Origin of the sequence: uncultured Aquimarina sp. (assembly GCF_947495315.1) — a bacterium.
GTDB lineage: Bacteria > Bacteroidota > Bacteroidia > Flavobacteriales > Flavobacteriaceae > Aquimarina.
On record NZ_CANLYD010000005.1, the window covers coordinates 199,359 to 221,821 of the forward strand.

Sequence of the window (22,463 nt, forward strand, 5' to 3'; positions counted from 1 at the left end):
TTAATAACATAATGGCAAGATATACTGGTCCAAAAACTAAAATCGCACGTAAATTTGGCGAAGCGATATTCGGAGACGATAAGTCATTCGAAAAAAGAAATTATCCTCCTGGTCAACACGGTAATAACAGACGAAGAGGTAAAAAAAGTGAATATGCTATCCAATTAATGGAAAAGCAAAAGGCTAAATATACTTACGGTGTACTAGAGCGTCAATTCCGTAACATGTTCGAAAAAGCAACAAGATCACAAGGGATTACTGGTGAGGTTTTACTTCAACTATGTGAATCTCGTTTAGATAACGTAGCTTTCAGAATGGGATTGGCAAATTCTCGTAGAGGAGCTAGACAGTTAGTCTCTCACAGACATATCACCGTAAATGGAGAATTAGTTAATATTCCATCTTACCAGTTAAGACCTGGAGATGTTGTAGGGGTAAGAGAGAAATCAAAGTCATTAGAAGTTATTCAAAATTCTCTTGCTAATAATAGCAAAGTATACGAGTGGATTACTTTTAATAATGACACAAAACAAGGTACTTTCGTATCTGTTCCGGCAAGAATTCAAATTCCGGAAAACATCAACGAACAATTCATCGTCGAATTATATTCGAAGTAATAACTCTTAGAAGAAACAATAATATGGCAATATTAAATTTTCAGAAGCCCGATAAAGTTATCATGATCGACTCTAGTGAGTTTGATGGTAAATTCGAATTTAGACCATTAGAACCAGGGTACGGATTAACAGTTGGTAACGCTTTGCGAAGAGTTTTGCTATCTTCTTTAGAGGGATTCGCTATAACTTCATTAAGAATTGAAGGGGTAGATCACGAGTTTTCTACTATTTCTGGAGTTGTAGAAGATGTAACAGAAATAATTCTGAATCTTAAGCAAGTACGTTTTAAGCGTCAGATTGAGGATATCGATAACGAGTCTGTTACAATTTCAATTTCTGGTCAAGAACAATTGACTGCTGGAGATTTCCAAAAATTCATTTCAGGTTTCCAAGTTCTTAATCCGGATTTAGTTATCTGTAATATGGATAAGAAAGTAGCACTTAACCTTGAGATTACTATCGAAAAGGGTAGAGGTTATGTTCCTGCAGAAGAAAACAAGAAAGCTAATGCTCCTATAGGTACAATTTTCACAGATTCAATCTATACTCCGATTAAAAACGTTAAGTATAGCATTGAGAATTATCGTGTAGAACAAAAGACAGATTACGAAAAATTAGTTTTCGAAATTGTTACTGATGGATCAATACATCCTAAAGATGCGTTGACTGAAGCGGCAAAAATCTTGATTCACCACTTTATGTTATTCTCTGATGAGCGTATTACATTAGAAGCTGATGAGATCGCGCAGACTGAAACATATGATGAGGAATCATTGCATATGAGACAGTTGTTAAAAACTAAGTTGATTGATATGGATCTTTCTGTAAGAGCTCTTAATTGTTTGAAAGCTGCAGAAGTAGATACATTAGGTGATTTAGTATCATATAACAAGAACGATTTGATGAAGTTCCGTAACTTTGGTAAGAAGTCTTTAACAGAGCTTGAAGAGCTTGTAAATGTTAAAGGTCTTAATTTTGGTATGGATCTTTCTAAATATAAATTAGATAAAGACTAACACATCATATTTTGCTCTCTGCACGAGGTAGATTGAGCAAGATGATGCTTAAATTTTTAATGTCATGAGACACGGAAAAAAAGTAAACCATTTAGGTAGAAAGACAGCACATCGTAAAGCTATGCTTGCTAATATGGCTTGTTCTCTTATAGAACATAAGAGAATAAATACTACAGTTGCAAAAGCAAAAGCGCTTAAGCAGTTTGTAGAACCATTAGTAACTAAGTCTAAAGAAGATACTACGCACAATCGTCGTATTGTGTTTAGTAAATTACGTAACAAGTATGCAGTAGCAGAATTGTTTAGAGATGTAGCTGCTAAAGTTGGCGATAGACCTGGAGGATATACCAGAATTATTAAACTGGGTAATCGTCTTGGGGATAATGCGGATATGGCAATGATAGAGCTAGTTGATTATAACGAGCTTTATAATGCAGGTAAACCAGCTAAAAAGAAATCTACTCGAAGAGGTAGAACTAAGAAAACTGAAACTGCACCAGTAGTTGAAACTCCTAGTTCTGAAGAAGAATAAATGAGAAATGTGATTTACACATAACTATAAAGGATAAACGTTCATCGTTTATCCTTTTTTTTTGAATATTTTTAAAAAAGTTTAGAACCTTTAATAGGAAATTAAATAGCAAAAAGTATATAAGATGAAATATCAATCTCGAAAAAAAGCAATTGTCTTACTAGCGGACGGAACTATTTTTTATGGAAAAGCTGTTGGAAAAGAGGGTACGGCATTCGGCGAAGTATGTTTTAATACTGGAATGACAGGGTATCAGGAGATTTTTACGGATCCTTCTTATTTCGGGCAGTTAATGGTAACTACCAATGCTCATATAGGGAATTATGGAACTAATGACGAAGAAGTAGAATCAGATTCGATTAAAATCTCTGGTTTGATTGTTAAAAATTTCAGTTATGAATTCTCTCGTGACCTTGCTGATCGTTCTCTGCAAGAGTTTTTAGAAGAACATAACTTATTAGCGGTATCAGATGTAGATACACGTGCTTTGGTAAGTTATATACGAGATAATGGAGCAATGAATGCCTTAATCTCAACGGAAATAGAGGATATCGATTCATTAAAAAAACAATTAGCTGCAGTTCCTGATATGAATGGACTAGAGCTGGCATCCAAGGTTTCTACTAAAAAACCTTATTTTTTTGGGGATCCTAATGCAACATATAAGATTTCAGCTTTAGATATTGGGATAAAAAAGAATATACTTCGTAATCTGGCAAAAAGAGATGCGTATATTAAGGTTTTTCCTTATGATACGACTTTCGAGGAGATGAGCGAATGGGGCCCTGATGGTTATTTTCTTTCTAATGGCCCTGGTGATCCCGAGCCGTTATCGAAAGCTATTGAAACAGCTAGAGAAATAATCAAAAGGGATTTACCATTGTTTGGGATTTGTTTAGGACATCAGGTAATCGCTCTAGCTAACGGTATAAGTACATATAAAATGCATCACGGCCATAGAGGGATCAATCACCCTGTAAAAAATCTAATTACAGGAAAAGGAGAAATAACATCTCAGAATCATGGTTTTGCAATTAATAGAGAAGAAACAGAAAATAATTCTGATGTAGAGATTACTCATGTTCATCTAAATGATCACACAGTCGCTGGAATTAAAATGAAGAACAAAAATTGTTTTTCAGTGCAATATCATCCAGAAGCTAGCCCTGGACCAAATGATTCAATTTATTTATTCGATCAGTTTATTAGTAATATTAAAAAAGCAAAGGTAGAAGCTTAAAACTTCTGTGGTTGTTGCAAATACCTTGTGTTCAGCAAGAAGTTGATCTATAACGTTATAGTTGATAACTTGTTGTGTTTACTGTGGTTTAAGCAATAAATTAAGAGGTTTTCTGAGGTATTTAAATTTACCTGTTTTGTATATTGCGAAGAATTAAAATTATCCAACAAAAACAAATCAAGAAATGAGTGTAATTATAAATATTCACGCCAGACAAATTTTAGATTCACGTGGTAACCCTACAGTAGAAGTAGACGTGATTACCGAAAATGGTGTTTTAGGTAGAGCTGCGGTTCCTTCTGGAGCTTCAACAGGAGAACACGAAGCTGTAGAACTAAGAGATGGTGGAAGTGATTATATGGGTAAAGGGGTTAAAAAGGCAGTAGAAAATGTAAATACCATAATCGCTGAAGAATTATTAGGATATTCTGTATTTGACCAAAATTTATTAGATCAGACCATGATCGAATTAGATGGTACTCCTAATAAATCAAAATTAGGAGCAAATGCAATTTTAGGTGTTTCTTTAGCCGCAGCTAAAGCTGCAGCTAACGAACTTAATATGCCATTATATCGTTATGTAGGTGGAGTAAGTGCAAACACTTTACCTGTTCCGATGATGAATATTATAAATGGAGGATCTCATAGTGATGCGCCAATTGCATTTCAAGAATTTATGGTAATGCCGGTAAAAGCAAAAGATTTTACCCATGCAATGCAAATGGGAACTGAAATATTCCATAATTTAAAGAAAGTACTTCACGATAGAGGATTAAGTACTGCTGTAGGTGATGAAGGTGGTTTTGCGCCTACATTAGATGGAACAGAAGATGCTTTGGATTCGATTGCATTAGCTGTTGAGAAAGCTGGATATAAGTTTGGAGATGAAGTAATGGTTGCTTTAGACTGTGCTGCTGCAGAGTTTTTCGTTGATGGCAAGTATGATTATACTAAGTTTGAAGGGAAAACAGGTGTCATAAGAACAAGTGAAGAACAAGCTGACTACCTTGCTGAACTTGCTTCTAAATACCCTATTGTATCAATAGAAGATGGAATGGACGAGAATGATTGGGATGGTTGGAAATATTTAACTGATAAAGTTGGAGATAAAGTACAGCTAGTTGGAGATGATTTATTTGTTACAAATGTAGAAAGATTATCAAGGGGAATCGAAAACGGTATAGCTAATTCAATTTTAATTAAGGTAAACCAAATAGGGACACTTACAGAGACAATAGCAGCTGTAAATATGGCACATAATGCTGGATATACTTCCGTAATGTCTCATCGATCTGGTGAAACTGAAGATAACACTATCGCTGATTTAGCGGTGGCTCTAAATACAGGTCAGATTAAAACAGGTTCGGCATCACGTAGTGATAGAATGGCGAAGTATAATCAATTACTTCGTATAGAGGAAGAACTAGGTGTTGTAGCTTATTATCCAAAGGAAAAAGCATTCAAAGTTAAAAAGTAAATAGATTTAAGAATAGAAATAACTCTTGTTAGGATTGTTCTTATTGATACACAGTTTTATGTATTTACAATAACTAATCAATTTTTATAATTTATAAGTTGGTTTTTTATGAAAAAAAATGATTTTAAAAAGAGGATTCGTAATGAATCCTCTTTTTTTTGGTATAACATCAAAGAGAGATTTCTATTATAAAATAGATGGTACGATTAATAATATATTAACACTATATTTTGTAATTTAGCAACCCTTATTATAACAGCAAAATTCTAAATAATCACAATGTCAAAAAAAGCTACTTTAGAAATAGACGGTAACAAATATGAGTTCCCAATAATAGAAGGAACTGAAAAAGAATTAGGAATTGATATCAAAACTCTTAGAGGTGCCACTGGAGGCATAACAACTATTGATCCTGGATATAAAAATACAGGGAGTTGTGAGAGTGCGATTACTTTTCTGGATGGAGAAAAAGGAATTCTAAGATACCGCGGATATTCTATAGAAGAGCTAGCTGAAAAAGCAGATTTTTTAGAAGTAGCTTACTTATTGATTTTTGGAGAGTTACCAACAGCTGAACAACTTGATAAATTTGATAAAGACATAAAAGAGGAGTCTCACGTAGATGAAGACATGAAGAAAATTCTTGATGGATTTCCGAAAAGTGCTCATCCAATGGGGGTTCTTTCATCTCTAACAAGTGCGTTGATAGCTTTTAATCCCGGATCTGTAGATGTTGATTCTGAGGAGGAGATGTATAATGCTATTGTTAAAATTTTAGCTAAGTTTCCTGTGTTAGCAGCTTGGACAATGAGAAAAAGAAAAAGTTTGCCATTGGATTATGGAGATAACGCTTTGGGATATGTTGAGAATTTACATAAAATGATGTTCTCTAGGCCTAATAAAACATATGAGGCTAATAAGATTGTTAATGATGCTTTAGATAAACTATTAATTCTACACGCAGATCACGAGCAAAATTGTTCTACTTCTACAGTTAGAATTGTAGGATCATCTCACGCTGGATTGTTTGCTTCTTTATCAGCAGGAATTTCAGCGTTATGGGGACCTTTGCACGGAGGAGCAAATCAAGCGGTTATTGAAATGTTGGAAGCGATCAAAGAAGATGGAGGTGATACGGCAAAATATATAGCTAAGGCTAAAGATAAAGAAGATTCTTTCCGTTTAATGGGGTTTGGACATAGAGTATACAAAAACTTCGATCCAAGAGCAAAAATTATAAAAGTAGCAGCAGAAGAGGTACTTGCTGATCTAGGAATGGAAGATCCTGTTCTAGATATTGCTAAAGGTCTTGCAAAAGTAGCTTTAGAGGATGAATATTTTGTACAAAGAAAATTATATCCGAATGTGGATTTCTATTCCGGAATCATATATAGAGCCTTAGGAATACCAACCGAAATGTTTACGGTTATGTTTGCATTAGGAAGATTACCTGGTTGGATTGCACAATGGAGAGAAATGCGCCTTCGTAAAGAACCAATAGGAAGACCAAGACAGATATATACAGGAGAAACGTTTAGGTCTTTTAAACCAGTTTCTGAAAGATAAATAAAAGCTAATAAAAGTAAAAGGGTGTTGAAATATTTCAACACCCTTTTTTTGTGAAATTATCAATATGTTGTTTTTAAAGAAGCTTACTTTAGGAATTTGATAAAAAGTTGATATTTTTTTTGAATAAAATTAGCATCTACATAGCCCCTCTTCCTATATTTGTTGGATCATAAAATGATATAGCAACTATAGTTTTACCTTAAAATTAGACGATTGAAATTAAATATCCAAAATGAAACTTCAAGACTTAGAGCAGTTGTTTTAGGGACGGCCATAAGTAATGGTCCTGTTCCAAAAATTGAAGAAGCTTACGATCCTAAATCCATAGAGCATATTAAAGCTGGAACATACCCTAAAGAGGCTGATATGGTTTCAGAGATGGAAGCTGTAGCTAAGGTTTTTGAAAAGTATGATGTAAAAGTATATAGACCCGAAATAATAGATAATTATAATCAAATCTTTGCAAGAGATATTGCATTAGTATTAGAGGATGCATTTATTAAATCAAATATACTTCCTGATAGAGAAAAGGAGATTAAGGCGATTCAATATGTAATTGATCAAATCGATCCAGATAAAGTCTATAAAGCCCCATCAGAAGATATTCATTTTGAAGGAGGTGATATTATGATCCATAACGATCATGTTTTTATAGGTACTTATAAAGGAGAAGATTATAGCGACTGCATTGTAGCAAGAACTAATATGAAAGGGGTAGAATATATTAGATCGCTTTTTCCAAATAAAATAGTGAAAGAGTTTGATCTCAGTAAATCAATGAATGATCCAAGAGATAATGCTTTACATTTAGATTGCTGTTTTCAACCTGTAGGTAAAAATAAAGCTATAATCCATAAAGAAGGATTCAGAAATTTAGAGGATTATAAATATTTAGTTGACTTTTTTGGAAATGAAAATTTATTTCACATTAATAGAGATGAAATGTATTATATGAACTCTAATATATTTTCTATATCAGAAGATATAGTGATTTCAGAGAAAGGCTTTACTAGATTAAATACTTGGTTACGTAGCTTAAATATAACTGTAGAAGAAGTTCCCTATTCAGAAATAGCAAAACAAGAAGGTCTTTTACGTTGTTCTACTATGCCATTGATAAGAGATTAGATAATGAAACAAATCACAAACACTATAGTAATGATTCGTCCGGTTAAGTTTAGGATGAATGAGGAAACGGCAGTTAATAACTACTATCAGGATACCACTGATGATAGTACGGAAGACGCTAATATAAAAGCACAAAAAGAATTTGATAGTTTTATCGAAAAACTCAGATCAGTAGGTGTAAATGTTATTGTAATAGATGATAAGCCGGAAAATGATACGCCGGATTCTATTTTTCCAAATAACTGGGTTTCTTTTCACGAAAATGGAGATGTAGGTTTATATCCTATGTTTGCTGTTAATAGAAGGAGAGAACGTCGCCCCGAGGTTTTAGATACGATTGAAGATGCTGGTTTTGAAATAAAAAATATAATAGACTATACCGAAGCAGAAGATGATGGTATTTTTCTTGAAGGTACAGGAAGTCTTGTTTTGGATAGATTTCATAGAAAAGCGTACTGCGCACTTTCGCCACGAGCAGATGAACAATTGCTCATTGAGTTCTGTGAGGATTTTGAGTATACTCCAGTGATTTTTACGGCATATCAAACAGTGAAAGGTGAGCGATTGGCAATTTATCATACCAATGTTATGATGGGAGTTGGAGAAACTTTTGCGGTAGTGTGTTTAGATTGTGTAGATGATAAAAAAGAACGAAAAAGCTTAGTAAACCACCTAAAGAATGATGGTAAAGAAATAATTTCAATTACAGAAGCTCAGGTAAATAACTTTGCTGGGAATATGTTACAAGTAGTTGGAGCTGATGAAAAACAATATTTAGTAATGTCTTCTGCGGCATATAATAGTTTATCAAAGGATCAAATATCTAAAATAGAGAAACATTGTGCTATTTTGCATAGCAATCTTGAAACAATCGAAAGATTAGGAGGTGGGAGCGCCCGTTGTATGATGGCAGAAGTTTTTCTTCCAAAGAGATAATTATGATCTGAAAATAGTTAAAAGATATTGTAAAAATGCGAAGTGATATCTTTTAACTATTTTTGATGTAATAAATAAACAAATGCTTTCGAAGAAAACAAAATACGGATTAAAAGCGCTAACCTATATAGCAAGAAAAAGGTGCGAACATCCTGTTTTAATATCTGAGATTGCTAAAAGTGAAAATATTTCTCAAAAGTTTTTAGAAAGTATATTACTCACCCTTCGTAAGAATGGTCTTTTAGGTTCTAAAAAAGGAAAAGGCGGTGGATATTATCTAATTAAAGAGCCTAAAGAAATTTCAATGGCATCGGTAATAAGAGTGTTAGAAGGGCCAATAGCAATGTTGCCTTGTGTAAGTTTGAACTTTTATGAAAAATGTGATGATTGTCCTGATGAAGATGCCTGTACCGTACATCGGCTTATGATAGAAGTAAGAGATAATACCCTAAAAGTTTTAGAAAATAGAACGCTTGGAGATTTTATGGATTAATCTCTTAGTCTTCAGGAACTCGAATAAATTTATAAGGTCCCTGAATGCTACCCCAAACCTGCTTTCCTTGTATATCATAGCCTCGATCCCAAGAGGTGATTTTGTTTTTACTAATTACGATATTACTTGTTGTGTAAGATATTTTGTTACTTAAACTACTTGAACAAGTACCATTTTTGGTTTTTCCATGGTAAATAGTTGAAGTCTCCTTTTTGAAATACACATCGCATCCTTCTCTGTTTTTAAGACTATCAATCGTTAAGTTATCAAACATAGAAATATCTTTCCAACCGTTTATATATCTTTTTTGATTAGGGATAATATAGTTAATACTATTAATAGTTGTACTATCTAATTTCTGAAAATTTATTATTCTTTGATTGTAAATTGAGGTACTATTTTTTTCATCGTATAGTTCTTGATAAAACCAATAACCAGGTCTATCTTTCCAAATAGGAATATTAATAAGGCATACTGCAAAATACCCAGATTCTTCTTTTGCTTGTTTTTTTGATGAAAATTTCCCTGATAAAAACTCAGTAAGGTCTTCTAGTTGAGAGTCATGTTCTATCTTAGTACTACAACTAATTGTAATAATTAATAAGCTTAGAAAAAGTAATGATCTCTGCATGTGCTTTTTATACAAAAATACTAATATTTTTCCGCAGAAGTGCTATTTATCGATAAAAATAAGCTTTTTATCTATGTTATTTTGTGCTTTGTGATACGATATTGCGTATCATTCCACCAAATATAAAGTAATGAAAAGGAACCATAAGATACCAGTATAATCTACCCCAAATCCCTCTTGGTCTAAATGTAGCGGTTTGATGGAGGATGTTGTTTTTATCAATGTCAAATTCTAACCAAGCTTCTCCCGGCACTTTCATTTCGGCAAAAAGTAGCAAACGCTTTTCGTTTTTATCAGCAACCAAAACTCGCCAAAAATCCAAAGCGTCTCCAGAGTAAATTTTATCTGGATTTGTCCTTCCTCTTCTTAATCCAACTCCACCAAAAAATTTATCTATATGTCCTCTTATTTTCCACATCCAATCTCCATAATACCAACCGGTTTCTCCACCGATTGCCCATATTCTTTCGACTACCAGATTAGGGTCACTAATTTTAATTTTCTTCTTGTCTCTAAGACATCCTTTTTTGGGAACTGTAACATATTTCTGGATGTCTTTATCAAAACGTCCGCTGATCATAGAATCCTTCCAGCTTGATACTACCTGATTTTGTTCAATTTTAATAAATGCTAATTCCAGCGCTTTGGTATATGTCATAGGTTCAATTCCTAACATTTCTTGTAACCGTTTATCATTGGCAATTACAGGTATGCTCATGCTGTCAACCAGATTTAACGCAAGTTTATAAGAGGTAGAGGTCACAAAATACAACCAATAAGAAGAAAGCTTGGGAGTCATAACAGGTAGTGTAAAAATAAACAGTTTGATCCCTCTTACTTTTGCGTAAAGTAATAGCATTTGTCTATAGGTAATTACATTGGGGCCACTTATATCAAATGATTGGTTATAGCATTCAGAGTTGCCTAGTACTCCCGTCATAAAACTTAGAACATCTCTAACAGCAATAGGATGCGTTTTGGTGTTTACCCATTTTGGTGTTATCATTACAGGTAGTTTTTCGCATAGATCTCTTATGATTTCGAAAGAAGAACTACCGGATCCAACGATAATTCCTGATCGTAAAACGGTTAGATTAAAATTTCCTTGATATAAGGTTTCTTCAACATTCTTTCGCGACCAAAGGTGTTTAGATAAATTCTTTTCGTTTACAATACCGCTTAGATAGATTACTTGTTTGATATTGGTGTGAGCAACATACGTATTGAAATTTTGAGCAGAAATCTCTTCTTTTTTATCAAAGTCAGAAGTTGATGAACTCATAGAATGAATTAGATAATATGCTACATCAATGTCTTTAGGCAGGATTTTAGTATCTGGATCTTCTAAAAAATCTATCTCTACAATAGAAATTCTTTTCACTGTCTCCTGATCGATCGACAGTCTATCCTTATCCCTTACAGTACAAATGATTTCGTGACCAGAATCTAATAATAAGGGCAGTAATCTCATACCAATATAGCCGTTGGCACCAGTAAGTAGTATCCGCATCTTTTTAGGTAAAAGATACGAAGAAATAAATTGGTTATACTTAGCTGGGATAGAAGGATTTTACATAAGCTAGTTATTAAAGCTTTAGTCGGGTTTTATCATAAATCTTCAATTTTTGTAGACCTACTTATTTACTTTATAGCTGATTTTTTTGCATATTTATGAATGACTGTATCCGTACTTTTTGCATAAAATTTAATAAAATAATTGTCTTTATAAATACTATATTCTTCTGCTTTCTCTTTGTAGATTGTTAATTTATAAAAAGGAATCACTAATAAATATGTTTCTAAGTGAACTCCAAAACCTACTAAAACACCTTTAGGCCTAAGTTCTATATTGCAACTGTTTAAATTATTAATTTCTATACTGGCTTCTGTTATGCTAAGTTTAGGAGAAACGATTTCACCTAATTTTACTCGTTACTTTATGGTAAATGGTTTTCCAACTTGTTGATCAATATTTTTTTTTAAGTTAGGGATCTCGGAAGGTATTATTAATCAGCATTTTTTTCTTTTGTTATAAGATACGAATTGATCTGTATTGAAGTGGTAGAAGATTATATTTCTATTATCTTTGCTGCCTGATTTTTGTATCAAATACAATTTATAAAATGATATTACAGCAAACCATTTCAGGACAGGTAAAAGAAGCAATAAAAGAACTGTATAACGCAAACTTAGAATCTGTAGAATTACAAGGAACTCGCAAGGAGTTCGAAGGTGATATTACAGTGGTGGTTTTCCCTATGTTACGCGTCGTAAAAGGTAATCCTGTTCAGATAGGTGAAGCTGTAGGAACGTATTTGGTAGAACATGTAGAAGAGATTACTGCATTTAATGTGGTAAAAGGATTTCTTAACCTTGTAATTGCTGATCAATATTATTTAAACTTTTTTACAGAAATAAAAGATGTCGAACACTATGGTTTCGTAACTCCAAGAGAAGGGGATAAGGCTATAATGCTAGAATATTCTTCTCCCAATACGAATAAACCACTGCATCTAGGTCATGTAAGAAATAACTTGTTAGGTTATGCGGTAGCAGAAATCATTAAAGCTAGTGGTAAAAAAGTATATAAAACCCAGATTATTAATGATCGAGGGATTCATATTTGTAAAAGTATGGTAGCCTGGCAAAAATTTGGGGATGGAGCAACTCCAGAGTCTACCGGGTTAAAAGGAGACAAACTGGTAGGTAATTATTATGTAAAGTTTGATCAGGAATATAAAAGCGAAATATCAGAGTTGATCGCTTCAGGAAAAACAGAAGACGAAGCAAAAAAAGAAGCTCCTATTTTAATGGAAGCCCAAGAAATGCTTAGAAAATGGGAAGCTGGAGATGAAGATGTTGTAAAACTTTGGAGAACCATGAACAGTTGGGTATATGCAGGTTTTGATCAGACATATAAGACATTAGGTGTCGATTTTGATAGCTATTATTATGAAAGTAACACCTATCTTTTAGGAAAAGATAATATAGAAGAAGGTCTTGCTAGTGGTGTATTCTTTAAGAAAGAAGACGGATCTGTTTGGTGTGATCTTACGGATGAAGGATTGGATGAAAAGTTAGTATTACGTAGTGATGGTACGGCGGTATATATGACTCAAGACATTGGTACGGCCATACAGCGTGTTAAAGATAATCCAGACATCGGAGGTATGATTTATACCGTGGCTAACGAACAGGATTATCATTTTAAGGTGCTGTTTCTGATTCTTAAAAAACTTGGATATGATTGGTCCAGGAATTTACATCATCTAAGCTACGGAATGGTAGATCTACCTAGTGGTAAAATGAAGAGTAGAGAAGGTACTGTAGTCGATGCAGATGATCTTATAGTGGAAATGGCTGAAACCGCTGGAGAAATCTCTAAAGAATTAGGAAAATTAGAAGGATATTCTGAAGAAGAAAAAAATGCAGTTTACAAAACTATCGGTCTGGGAGCATTAAAATATTTTATTCTAAAAGTAGATCCTAAAAAAAGAATACTCTTTAACCCTTCAGAATCAGTAGATTTTCAAGGAAATACAGGGCCTTTTATCCAATATACATATGCAAGAATTCAAGCAATTTTGCGTAAAGCAGATTTTGATTGGAGTGGTCTTGTGAAAAATATAACGTTGGACGGAAGAGAGAAAGAACTGATAAAGTTGTTAGAAATGTATCCTGAAATCATTCAGAATGCAGCAAAGGATTTAAGTCCGGCAATTATAGCCAATTACACCTATGATTTAGTGAAGGGATATAATTCGTTTTTTCAGAATGTATCCATTTTTGGAGCAGATTCTGAGGCAGAAAAGATTTTTAGAGTTCAACTTTCGGGAGTAGTTGGAGCAACTATAAAATCTGCATTTGGACTATTAGGGGTTCAGGTTCCGGAACGTATGTAATAATAATTTATGAGACTGAAGTTTTAGGAAGTGTAATGCAAAAAGTGCTTCCTTCTCCTTGAGTACTTTCAACGTCTAAGGTACCTTGATTGAGAGTAATTAATTCTATACAGATTTTTAACCCTAAACCAGTACCTGTTTCATTGTTTGTCCCTTTTGTAGTTAGATTTTCATCAGAAAATAGTTTGCTTATATTTTCTTCAGAAATTCCTATTCCTGTATCTTCAAAATAGATTTTGGTACTATTTTCTTCTTCTTTTTTATAAATAGTGATTGTGTCACCAGAGCTACAAAATTTTATAGCATTAGCGATTAAGTTTTGTGTTACGATGTTACTCATATCTTTATCAGCATAAACTTGAGTAGTATTATTAAGGTTATTTATAAGCTTTATTTGTTTATGAGATGCTTTGGATGCAAAAAAAGTGAATTTATCCTGTATTATTTCTGAAAAGTTAAATGATTTGGGACTTGCTCTAAGTTCATTCATCTGAGATTTTGACCAATTTAAAAGGTTGGTTAATAGTAAAGAGGTTTGATGAGTACTATTGGAAAGTATTGGAATGATTTCTTTAAATTCATTTTCAGAAATTACATCATCTCTTAATAAATTAAACGTGTTGTCCAGCCCGTGAATTTCATTTTTTAAATCGTGAGAAACTATAGAAAACAATTTATTTTTTACCTGATTAGATGCATTAAGTTCCTTGATATACTTTGCCCTTTGTAACCTGCTTTTTACGATTCCAATGATAAAAATAATGGCGACAACAAAAGCGGCAATCGCAATGTACGTGTAAATTTTTTGTTTAAATAGCTCTTCCTTAACCTCTTGTTCTGCTATTTTTTGTTTATCCAAAATAGCTTGTTGTCTTTTTTCGTTTTCAAGCCTTTTTTTAACTAGGTCTATCTTCTGGCTGGTTTCTTTAAGTGTATGTTCATTAAATAAATTTTTATATTCTTTTTGCCACTTATAGGCACTTACATAATTACCTCTTGCAGAATCCAAGACTGAAGATAAATCATAACTATTAAGTAATAAAGGGGTAGAGTTAAGGTTTTTTGCCTCTTTCCTAGCAGCAGAGATATATGTGTCTGCTTCCTTATATTTGTTTGTTTTGATAGCAATTTCACCTAATGACAGCTTTGTTCGGGTAAGTCGTTCTTTGTAAGCTATTTTCCCACCAAGAAAAAGTGCGGATTCGTAATATTTTTTTGCCTGTTGATATTCTTTCTTAATAAAAGAGATTTTACCCAGTGCACTATATGCCTCAGAGATACCTTTACTATCATTATCTTTTTTGTTTATTTTTAAAGATTGATTTAGTAACACTAATGCGCTATCTAGCTTGTTTTCTTTTGTGTAAATTATAGCTAAATTGTTTAGTGTAGAACCTATGGTTTTGGAATTCGTTTTCTTTTTTAGTTGTAATGATTGGTAGTAATATTTTTTAGCTGCATCAAATTCATTAAGGTCTCCGTATACATTCCCAATATTATTGATAGTCGTCGATAGACTAACACTATCTTTTAGTTTTTCATAGTATATGTTTGCTTCCAAGAGATGGGTAATACTCTTTTCTGGGTTGCCTAATCGCTGTTCTATAACAGCTTTGTTATTTTGAATCATTGCAAGCCCTCGGGTGTAATTAATTCTTCCGTAATATAAAGCTGCCTGGTCAAAACATTTTAATGATTCGTAGAGTTCATCAGTTTGATTATATATAGATGCTTTTTCATTGTGTAATTGACCAACTCCTTTGTCATATTTTATGTTTTTAGAAATTCTTATGAAAGTGTCGCAATACTTTAAACCTTCTGTGAATTGTTCATTCAAGCTCAATTCATAAATTAGGTCAGCAGCTAAGTTAATATGTAATGAATCTGATGTAGAATTTGTCACTTGAATAAGGCTGTCCAATTGTTTTTGTTGACAAAGAGACACATTGCTAAAAAGGAGTAATACCAATGTCAAATAAAGATAGCGGTGTTTCATACATATTATTTAGGGCAGGTATAAATTACAATATTTTCATCTAATTTTATGTTTTTTTTAACAAAAATTTTTATTTCTAAGTGTTTTTTGTTTATTTTAGAAAAAAGTTGTTTTACCCCATAACAAAAGAAGTTTTCTTCTACTATACTAAATGAATTATCAAATTTCTAGAGCTACTGATAGTGATTTACCTTTAATGCAGCGTCTTTTTTATCAGACAGTTACTATTTATGGTTCCAAAATTTTCACTAAAGAAGAAGTGAAAATATTTTCTAGGTTAGCGTTGGATAAAAAACATTGGATTGAAAAGTTTACTGAAGATTTTGTGTACAATGCAAAACTAAATGGAGAGGTGGTTGGTTCATTTTCTCTTAGTAAAGATGGAGTAATAGAATATATTTTTGTTCATCAAAATTATCAAGGTAGAGGTATTGCGAAAGAGTTGTATAAAACTTTGGAGAACATAGCCGAAGAAGCTAACATAGGAATCTTAACAACTCGAATTAATATGAGTACAAAAGATTTTTTTAAGAAAAATGGTTTTGAAATAATCAAAAATATTGAGAAAGTAGCTGGAGGAGAAGATGTAGTTACTTACAATGGTGTAAAGAATCTTTAGAAATTTAGACGTAAGACAGCATTTGGGGTAATACCAAGACCTAATTCTTTCACTTCCTCCACTTCGTTTTGATCTCTTCTGATGTAATAATTATTAAAAATATTTTCCTGATCAGTAATATTCCAAATAGAAATTCCTGCAAGACCATTTATTTTTTCGGTAATTTTAAAAGTATATGTAGAGGAAAGATCTAATCTGATGTAACTATCCAATCGGTCACTATTTGGGTTTAAGTAGTTTATAGTTTCGTTTTGGATTATGTTACTTGGGTTCGGTAAAGTAGTTGGTTTTCCGCTATGCCAGTTAACACCACCAGAGATTTTTAGATTATTCTTGTTATATGCAACAGCAAAATTTATATTATGACGTATATCAATATTATTAGGAAAATTAGAAGGACTTAAATTATTAAATGTATATTCATTGTCTGCATAGGAGTAGCTCAGCCAAGTACTAAAGTTTTTAAATCTTTTATTTACCAAAAAATCAATTCCTAAGACAGCATAGCTACCATGATCATTTATGAATTCAAATTGATTCTGAAAACCTTGGCTTCGGGTAATAATACCTTCAACATCTTTATAATAAACATCTGTTGTAACTAACCAATTATTATGGTTATAACTAAGACCAATAGAGGCTTGTTTGCTTTTTAATATAGGGATGTCTTCATTGTTGGATAGCACCCATCGTCGACTTTCTATCCCTAAAAAATCATTTTGAAGATCAATAATCTGAGAGCTTGACTGGCTTTTTATTTCACCAAGAAGTTCCAGTGTAAAATGATTGGTAAATCGTTTGTAAAGATTTACACGGGGTTCAAAAATATAGGTATCAAACTTCTCTAAATAATTAAGACGAGCTCCCAAATTGGCATATATAGAATTACTATCAGATCTATATTCTATCTCCGAGAATAAGCTATGTGTTCTAACGACTTCTTTTGTAAGGTCTCTAAACGTCGGATTGTTTAGATCCCGTAGATATGATATTCCGGTTTCATTGAATTGATATCCATTTTTTAAATTAATATTAAAATCAGTCTTAAGTAAAGTATTTAACTTTAAACCATTTTCGAGAACATCATTTTCTTGTAAAAGTCTCTGGTTATTTTGTATATCCGAATTAACTGTTTCTAGAGTATAGTTTGTTCCATACAGGAGTAGTTCGCTCCGAAAAATTTCACTCCAATTACGCTGATACAGAATACCACCTACAATATTCTTTTGTTTAGCACTGCTTTCTCTGGAAATATCAATTTGACTATCCCTAGGGTTTTCCTGAAAAACAAGATTATTACGCATTACCAAGGCGTTTATTTTAATAAGATCTTTTGATGATAGTTGATACAACCATCTCATACTTGCATCATAAAAAGAAAACCGTTCATCAGAATTATCACTACTAATTACCTCAGAATTCTGAAATGCTTTATCAAAGAATCGATTATAGGTAGGAGTTTTTAGGATTTCATTGATCGAGTGTCTTACAGCTAATTGAATGGAAGATTTTTTGTTAATAGGAGTATCAATATGGCTATCAACACTTATTAGGTTTAGACCAATACTAGCATCTAGTTCATTATTAATGTTGTTGGTAGTATTCATCGCGATCACACTAGAAACTCCATCGCCGTATCTTGCACTAGAACCATTTTTGAATACTTGCACGTTTTTGGTTAGATAGGGGTTAAATGCAGAAATGAGTCCAAAAAAATGACTGGATTGGTACATCTTTATTCCATCCCATAGTATAAGATTTTGGTCATTAGTTCCGCCACGTACATTAATGTCAGAAACAGTTTCGTTTACGCTCAGGATGCCCGGAAGAGCCTGTATGGTTTGTAGCAAATCAGGTTCAGTAAGCCCTGGCAGGATACCAAAATTATTATAATCTATACGAACAGAACCATCTAGTTGTTTATCTATCCCCTTAATTAAATAGTCATTAAGGATAATTTCATTTATATATTCAACCTTTTGAGTTAAAATAATGTTTTTACAAGGTTCTTTAATAAAATCTAGTGGAGAAAGTATTAGAGGTACATACCCTAGATATTTAATTTTGATTTTCTGATTAGGTGATTCAATTTTAAGTATGAATTTACCCTCAATATCACTAATTGCAGCATTGTTCGAACTCTGAATAGTAGCATCAGTTATAATGATATCATCTGTACCTTTTAGAATTCCACAAATTTCTAACGGTTTAAAACTTAGTGCTACCGTATTATCTTTTAGAATAGTATAGTTAAAAGGTGTGTTGCTCTCAAGATACCTTATGGTTTCCTCAAAATTTATGGAATCTAAAGGTTTGGGAATATAAACACCTTCTAGTTCTTCATTAATATATGAAAAATCGTATCCAAATTTTTTCTGAATAGTGTTTAAAACAGATATAAGAGAATGAGTGCCTTTTTCGGTTTGGGATATTGCCGTAAAAAGAACAAAAAATATCAGGACACTGGAAACGAGGATTTTGGGTTTAATCACTCTTTGTATAAGGTTACGGTTTTGTTATTAATCACATATTTCAAACGCATCGGAATCGTAATTGCCTTTAATGCCGTTTGAATATCTGAATGTACAAAATTACCCGTAAAAAGTATAGAGTGATCAATATTTTTTATTTTTACAGTGACTCCATACTGCCATTCTAGTTCTTTCAATACCCTTGTGAAAGGGGTTTTCTGGAAATAACTTTTATTAGAATGCCATGTAGGTTCTTTATCTGTAATTTTCTTTTCTTTTATTTGTTCTGCAACTAGCTCCAAAGCATCTCCAGCTCTTAAATATTTTGTTTGATTAGCAATAGTAACACTAACAACTCCTTCATAACAGGTTACCTCAAAAATGTCATCTCTTTGCTTAATATTGAATTGAGTTCCGATAACACTTACAACACCTGATGGAGTATATACGTCAAACTTCTTACCTTTGGCTACGTTGAAATATGCTTCGCCTTCTAAAGATAATTTACGCTCATCATCCCAATTTTTTTTATCATAAGTTATGGAAGAAAGTGCATTAAGTCTAATAATAGACTTGTCAGGTAACTCGTGAGTAGTTTTTTGGCTAGCAACAGTATCTATGGTTGTATCATACTCTTTGAAGAAAGAAAAATATAATCCAAGTCCGAGAACAAAAACCGCAGCAATTCGTAAGAATGTTTTTCGATAAGAGTTTTTGGAAGTAATTCTTTTTCGTCCTGATAATTTCTTTTTAAGTATTTCTTGATTGCTTGCGATATCATAATCTGGGGCACTGAATTTTTTCGCAGTTTCCGATATCTTTACGTAAGAATCATAGGCGTCCAATTTCTCAAACGCCTCTGATTCCTGCTTAGTGAGTTGTTCGTTGTTCAACCACTTTTTAATAAGATCCTTCTTCTTCATAACAAGATTCTTAATACTATAACAATCGACAGGCATTAATTCCTACCTCTTGCTTTGTTGTTTTTAAATTCCTTCGATGTCTTTTCTTAATTTCTCTAGAGCGCCATAAATTCTTTTTTCTACAGCTTTTCTCGAAATCCCTAATAAATCAGCAATTTCTTTATGTTTTTTTCCTTCGATTCTATTCATCAGAAAAGTTACTCGTTGAGCCTCTGTTAATTTTGCAAGTGCTGTTTGATATTTTTGAAGGTATTCTTTTTCTTCTAATACAAAATGAGGGCTTTCGTTGGTTCTGTCGTTTGTTTCTGTTTGCTGATACCTTAATTTTACTTTATCGTGTTTTATTTGGTTTAGGGAAAGATTATTGGCAACTGTGAACAAAAAACTTTTTGCTTTTTCTAAAGAAACTTTATTACAATTATCCCAAAGTTTAATAAATGCTTCCTGAACTTGATCTTTTGGGTTGATATGTTCACCATATTTGTAATAGATAAAGTCGTGAAGATTTTTAGAATGTTTTGCAAAAAGTTGCGAAAACAATCTTTCTTCACAAACATTTTCAAATAGATCTTTAGGCATTTTTAGTTTTCTTCAAAATTAAAAAAAAACTTAAGCTAGTGGGAATTTGGGCACTTAAATTGTTATTATAGTAAGTAGAATAAAGAATAGTGATATGAAAAAGTTAAGGTATTGTATTGTAGGGGTGTTTGTTAGTTGTACTTTTTTTATGATTTCTTGTCAAGAAGAAGAACGAGAATTTATTGATTCGACACTCGATAACACGATTCCGAAAGACTCACAACTAGCAAAATTAATGAGAAATATTGTTACACATGATGGATCTTATGACGATTTGGTAGATGGTGGTAATTGCTATAGTATTAATTTACCTTATTCTATAATAAGAAATACAACAGAGGAGATTGTAATTGATCAAATAGAAGATTACAATCAATTAAATCAATCTGATGATATTAAAATTCAATTTCCTATTACTGTAACTAGAGATAATCATGTAGAAGAAATTATTGAAAATGATATAGAGTTGCAATTGTTAGCCAATAGTTGTGAAGTACAGGATGATGATATTGAATGCGTGGATTTTGTGTACCCTTTTCGATTTGCAACTTTTAATTCTAATAATAATATAATTAGAACAGTAAAGGTTGTGCATGACGCTCAAGTATTTGGATTTATGGAAAATCTTGATGAAAACACTTTGGTGGCAATAAATTATCCTATTAGATTATTGCTAAGCAATGGAGAGTATCTAGATGCAACACATAACGACGAGTTACTATCTAGAATTCTTGCCTTTGAGACATCCTGTGAAGAAAATGACGGATAAATTTTGTTTAATTTTTTTAACTAAAACATTAAACAAAAAGTTAAAAAAGTATTAAAATCAATTTTAAGGGTAGCACTTTTGTTTTATCAGTTGTTTCATCATCGAACAATTAATTATAAAATTAAAACCAATAACATGAAAAATTTCTTCAAAAAAGCTTTTTTAGCATTATGTATAATTTCTATCGCTTCTTGTAGTGATGATGATGATACTATATTTATTCCAGATTCGATGACCATAGCAGATTTTGTGGCAGATAATGCTGATTATAGCTCTTTGTTAGCTGCTTTACAAAGAACTGGACTGGATGTTGCTTTAAACGGAACAGGTACTTTTACCGTATTTGCACCAAATAATGCAGCATTCACTGAATTTTTAGACGGAGCTTCTTTAGAGGATGTGCCAGTTGCAACATTAGAACAAGTTTTACGAAATCATGTACTAGGTACAACTGAAACCGCTGCAGATTTAACAACAGGTTATGTGAAAAACATAGCTACTGAGGCTAATTCTGGAGCAAACATAAGCATGTACATTAATACTACTAGTGGTGTAGTTATTAACGGAGAGTCTACAGTTACTACGCCGGATATAATGACGGATAATGGTGTTATACACGCAGTTGATAAAGTAATTTCATTACCAACAATGTTAACATTCGTAGGATTAGATAGTAATTTTTCTACACTAGCAACGGTTGCTACTACGACCACTGGATTTAATACGGACTTTGCTGCTGTTTTAAGTGGAGAAGATAGTGATCTAACCTTATTAGCTCCGGATAACGATGCTTTTACAGATTTGGGTGATATTTCAGGATTTTCAACTGCTGATTTGGAACAGGTGCTGTTAAATCACGTAATTGCTGGAACAAATGTTTCTACAGCTCTTACTACAACATACTCGAATACATTAGCTACTTACGGTGATACTATGAATAACATAAGTATTTATATCAATACAGATAGTGGTGTTTCATTCAATGGTATTTCTGATGTTAGTGAAGCAGATATCGTAGCATCTAATGGAGTAATCCATAAGGTAGATGCTGTAATTACGTTACCCACTGTTGTAACTTTTGCCACAGCAGATGCTAATTTTTCAACATTAGTAGCTGCGTTGACAACGTTGACTCCATCAACGGATTTTGCAAGTATTTTAAGTACTGCTTTAGGTACTGACCCGGCACCTTTTACAGTATTTGCACCGACAGATGATGCTTTTGCAGCGATTACCGTACCAACAGATGAGAATGAAGTAGCTGCTATTTTAAATTATCATGTGGTAGGAGGAGCAAATGTACGTTCTACAGATTTAGTTGATGGTCCTGTTACGACCTTAAATGGAGATGTAACGATCGACGCATCTGCACCTAGTGTAACCGGAGCCGGAAATACCAGTGCAAGTAACATTATTGTAGTTGATGTTCAAGCTGCTAACGGTGTAATTCATGCGATTGATCAAGTATTATTGCCAGCTGCAAACTAAAAAACAAAAAATTATTGCCCCAAGATAATAATTCCCCCGAAAGGGCATTTAGAAATTGAAACCCCCGATTTTTCAAT

At 32.8% G+C, this 22,463-nt stretch carries 19 protein-coding genes; 13 read left to right on the forward strand and 6 right to left on the reverse strand.

Going from position 1 to position 22,463, the window contains the following annotated elements; translation table 11 throughout:
- Positions 1–11: 11 nt before the first annotated feature.
- From rpsD to Q0910_RS11080, 9 genes are all read left to right on the forward strand, one after another.
- Entirely contained in the window at positions 12–617 is a 606-nt protein-coding gene (gene rpsD, locus Q0910_RS11040; RefSeq protein WP_299215968.1) for a 30S ribosomal protein S4, read from the forward strand.
- Positions 618–640: 23 nt separating this feature from the next.
- The gene (locus Q0910_RS11045; RefSeq protein ID WP_027392530.1) at positions 641–1,633 is read left to right on the forward strand and encodes a DNA-directed RNA polymerase subunit alpha; all 993 of its coding nucleotides are present in this window, start codon (positions 641–643) and stop codon (positions 1,631–1,633) included.
- A gap of 64 nt (positions 1,634–1,697) precedes the next feature.
- Positions 1,698–2,165, forward strand: coding sequence for a 50S ribosomal protein L17 (gene rplQ, locus Q0910_RS11050; protein ID WP_091411313.1), 468 nt, complete (start codon positions 1,698–1,700; stop codon positions 2,163–2,165).
- Positions 2,166–2,289: 124 nt separating this feature from the next.
- Positions 2,290–3,405, forward strand: a complete 1,116-nt coding sequence (gene carA, locus Q0910_RS11055; RefSeq protein WP_299215972.1) for a glutamine-hydrolyzing carbamoyl-phosphate synthase small subunit — start codon at positions 2,290–2,292, stop codon at positions 3,403–3,405.
- A gap of 184 nt (positions 3,406–3,589) precedes the next feature.
- Entirely contained in the window at positions 3,590–4,882 is a 1,293-nt protein-coding gene (gene eno / locus Q0910_RS11060) for a phosphopyruvate hydratase (RefSeq protein ID WP_298318619.1), read from the forward strand.
- A 279-nt stretch (positions 4,883–5,161) separates the two neighbouring features.
- The gene (locus tag Q0910_RS11065; RefSeq protein WP_299215976.1) at positions 5,162–6,448 is read left to right on the forward strand and encodes a citrate synthase; all 1,287 of its coding nucleotides are present in this window, start codon (positions 5,162–5,164) and stop codon (positions 6,446–6,448) included.
- A gap of 216 nt (positions 6,449–6,664) precedes the next feature.
- Positions 6,665–7,579 (forward strand): amidinotransferase, encoded by a 915-nt coding sequence (locus tag Q0910_RS11070; RefSeq protein ID WP_299215979.1) that lies wholly within the window; start codon positions 6,665–6,667, stop codon positions 7,577–7,579.
- A 3-nt stretch (positions 7,580–7,582) separates the two neighbouring features.
- On the forward strand, positions 7,583–8,515 hold the full coding sequence (gene ctlX, locus Q0910_RS11075) for a citrulline utilization hydrolase CtlX (RefSeq protein WP_299215982.1): 933 nt from the start codon (positions 7,583–7,585) through the stop codon (positions 8,513–8,515).
- A gap of 82 nt (positions 8,516–8,597) precedes the next feature.
- Positions 8,598–9,008, forward strand: a complete 411-nt coding sequence (locus Q0910_RS11080; protein ID WP_299215985.1) for an Rrf2 family transcriptional regulator — start codon at positions 8,598–8,600, stop codon at positions 9,006–9,008.
- Positions 9,009–9,012: 4 nt separating this feature from the next.
- On the opposite strand, the gene Q0910_RS11085 is transcribed toward Q0910_RS11080, so the two are convergent.
- The gene (locus Q0910_RS11085; protein ID WP_299215988.1) at positions 9,013–9,639 is read right to left on the reverse strand and encodes a chromophore lyase CpcT/CpeT; all 627 of its coding nucleotides are present in this window, start codon (positions 9,637–9,639) and stop codon (positions 9,013–9,015) included.
- 76 nt (positions 9,640–9,715) lie between these two features.
- A complete protein-coding gene (locus tag Q0910_RS11090) occupies positions 9,716–11,149 on the reverse strand; it encodes an SDR family oxidoreductase (RefSeq protein ID WP_299215991.1) in 1,434 nt (477 codons plus the stop codon).
- Between the two features lie 613 nt (positions 11,150–11,762).
- Here Q0910_RS11090 and argS point away from each other — a divergent pair.
- On the forward strand, positions 11,763–13,541 hold the full coding sequence (argS, locus tag Q0910_RS11095; RefSeq protein WP_299215994.1) for an arginine--tRNA ligase: 1,779 nt from the start codon (positions 11,763–11,765) through the stop codon (positions 13,539–13,541).
- Between the two features lie 7 nt (positions 13,542–13,548).
- Here the strand turns inward: argS and Q0910_RS11100 are convergent, their stop codons facing one another.
- Positions 13,549–15,537 (reverse strand): tetratricopeptide repeat-containing sensor histidine kinase, encoded by a 1,989-nt coding sequence (locus Q0910_RS11100; RefSeq protein WP_299215997.1) that lies wholly within the window; start codon positions 15,535–15,537, stop codon positions 13,549–13,551.
- A gap of 151 nt (positions 15,538–15,688) precedes the next feature.
- Here Q0910_RS11100 and Q0910_RS11105 point away from each other — a divergent pair, with 151 nt between their 5' ends.
- Entirely contained in the window at positions 15,689–16,156 is a 468-nt protein-coding gene (locus Q0910_RS11105) for a GNAT family N-acetyltransferase (protein WP_299216000.1), read from the forward strand.
- Here the strand turns inward: Q0910_RS11105 and Q0910_RS11110 are convergent.
- From Q0910_RS11110 to Q0910_RS11120, 3 genes are all read right to left on the reverse strand, one after another.
- Complete coding sequence (locus tag Q0910_RS11110; protein WP_299216002.1) at positions 16,153–18,648, reverse strand: TonB-dependent receptor plug domain-containing protein; 2,496 nt, start codon at positions 18,646–18,648, stop codon at positions 16,153–16,155. The genes Q0910_RS11105 and Q0910_RS11110 overlap by 4 nt on opposite strands.
- Positions 18,645–19,550 carry a FecR family protein gene (locus Q0910_RS11115; RefSeq protein WP_299216005.1) on the reverse strand — a complete coding sequence of 302 codons (906 nt, stop codon included), beginning with the start codon at positions 19,548–19,550 and terminating at the stop codon, positions 18,645–18,647. The genes Q0910_RS11110 and Q0910_RS11115 overlap by 4 nt, the downstream gene beginning before the upstream one ends.
- 63 nt (positions 19,551–19,613) lie before the next feature.
- Complete coding sequence (locus tag Q0910_RS11120; RefSeq protein WP_299216008.1) at positions 19,614–20,129, reverse strand: sigma-70 family RNA polymerase sigma factor; 516 nt, start codon at positions 20,127–20,129, stop codon at positions 19,614–19,616.
- 94 nt (positions 20,130–20,223) lie between these two features.
- Between Q0910_RS11120 and Q0910_RS11125 the strand changes: the two genes are divergently transcribed.
- Both Q0910_RS11125 and Q0910_RS11130 read left to right on the forward strand, forming a co-directional pair.
- Positions 20,224–20,898: a hypothetical protein gene (locus Q0910_RS11125; RefSeq protein ID WP_299216011.1), complete on the forward strand. Its 675-nt coding sequence runs from the start codon at positions 20,224–20,226 to the stop codon at positions 20,896–20,898.
- Positions 20,899–21,033: 135 nt separating this feature from the next.
- Complete coding sequence (locus Q0910_RS11130) at positions 21,034–22,386, forward strand: fasciclin domain-containing protein (RefSeq protein ID WP_299216014.1); 1,353 nt, start codon at positions 21,034–21,036, stop codon at positions 22,384–22,386.
- Positions 22,387–22,463: the final 77 nt, after the last annotated feature.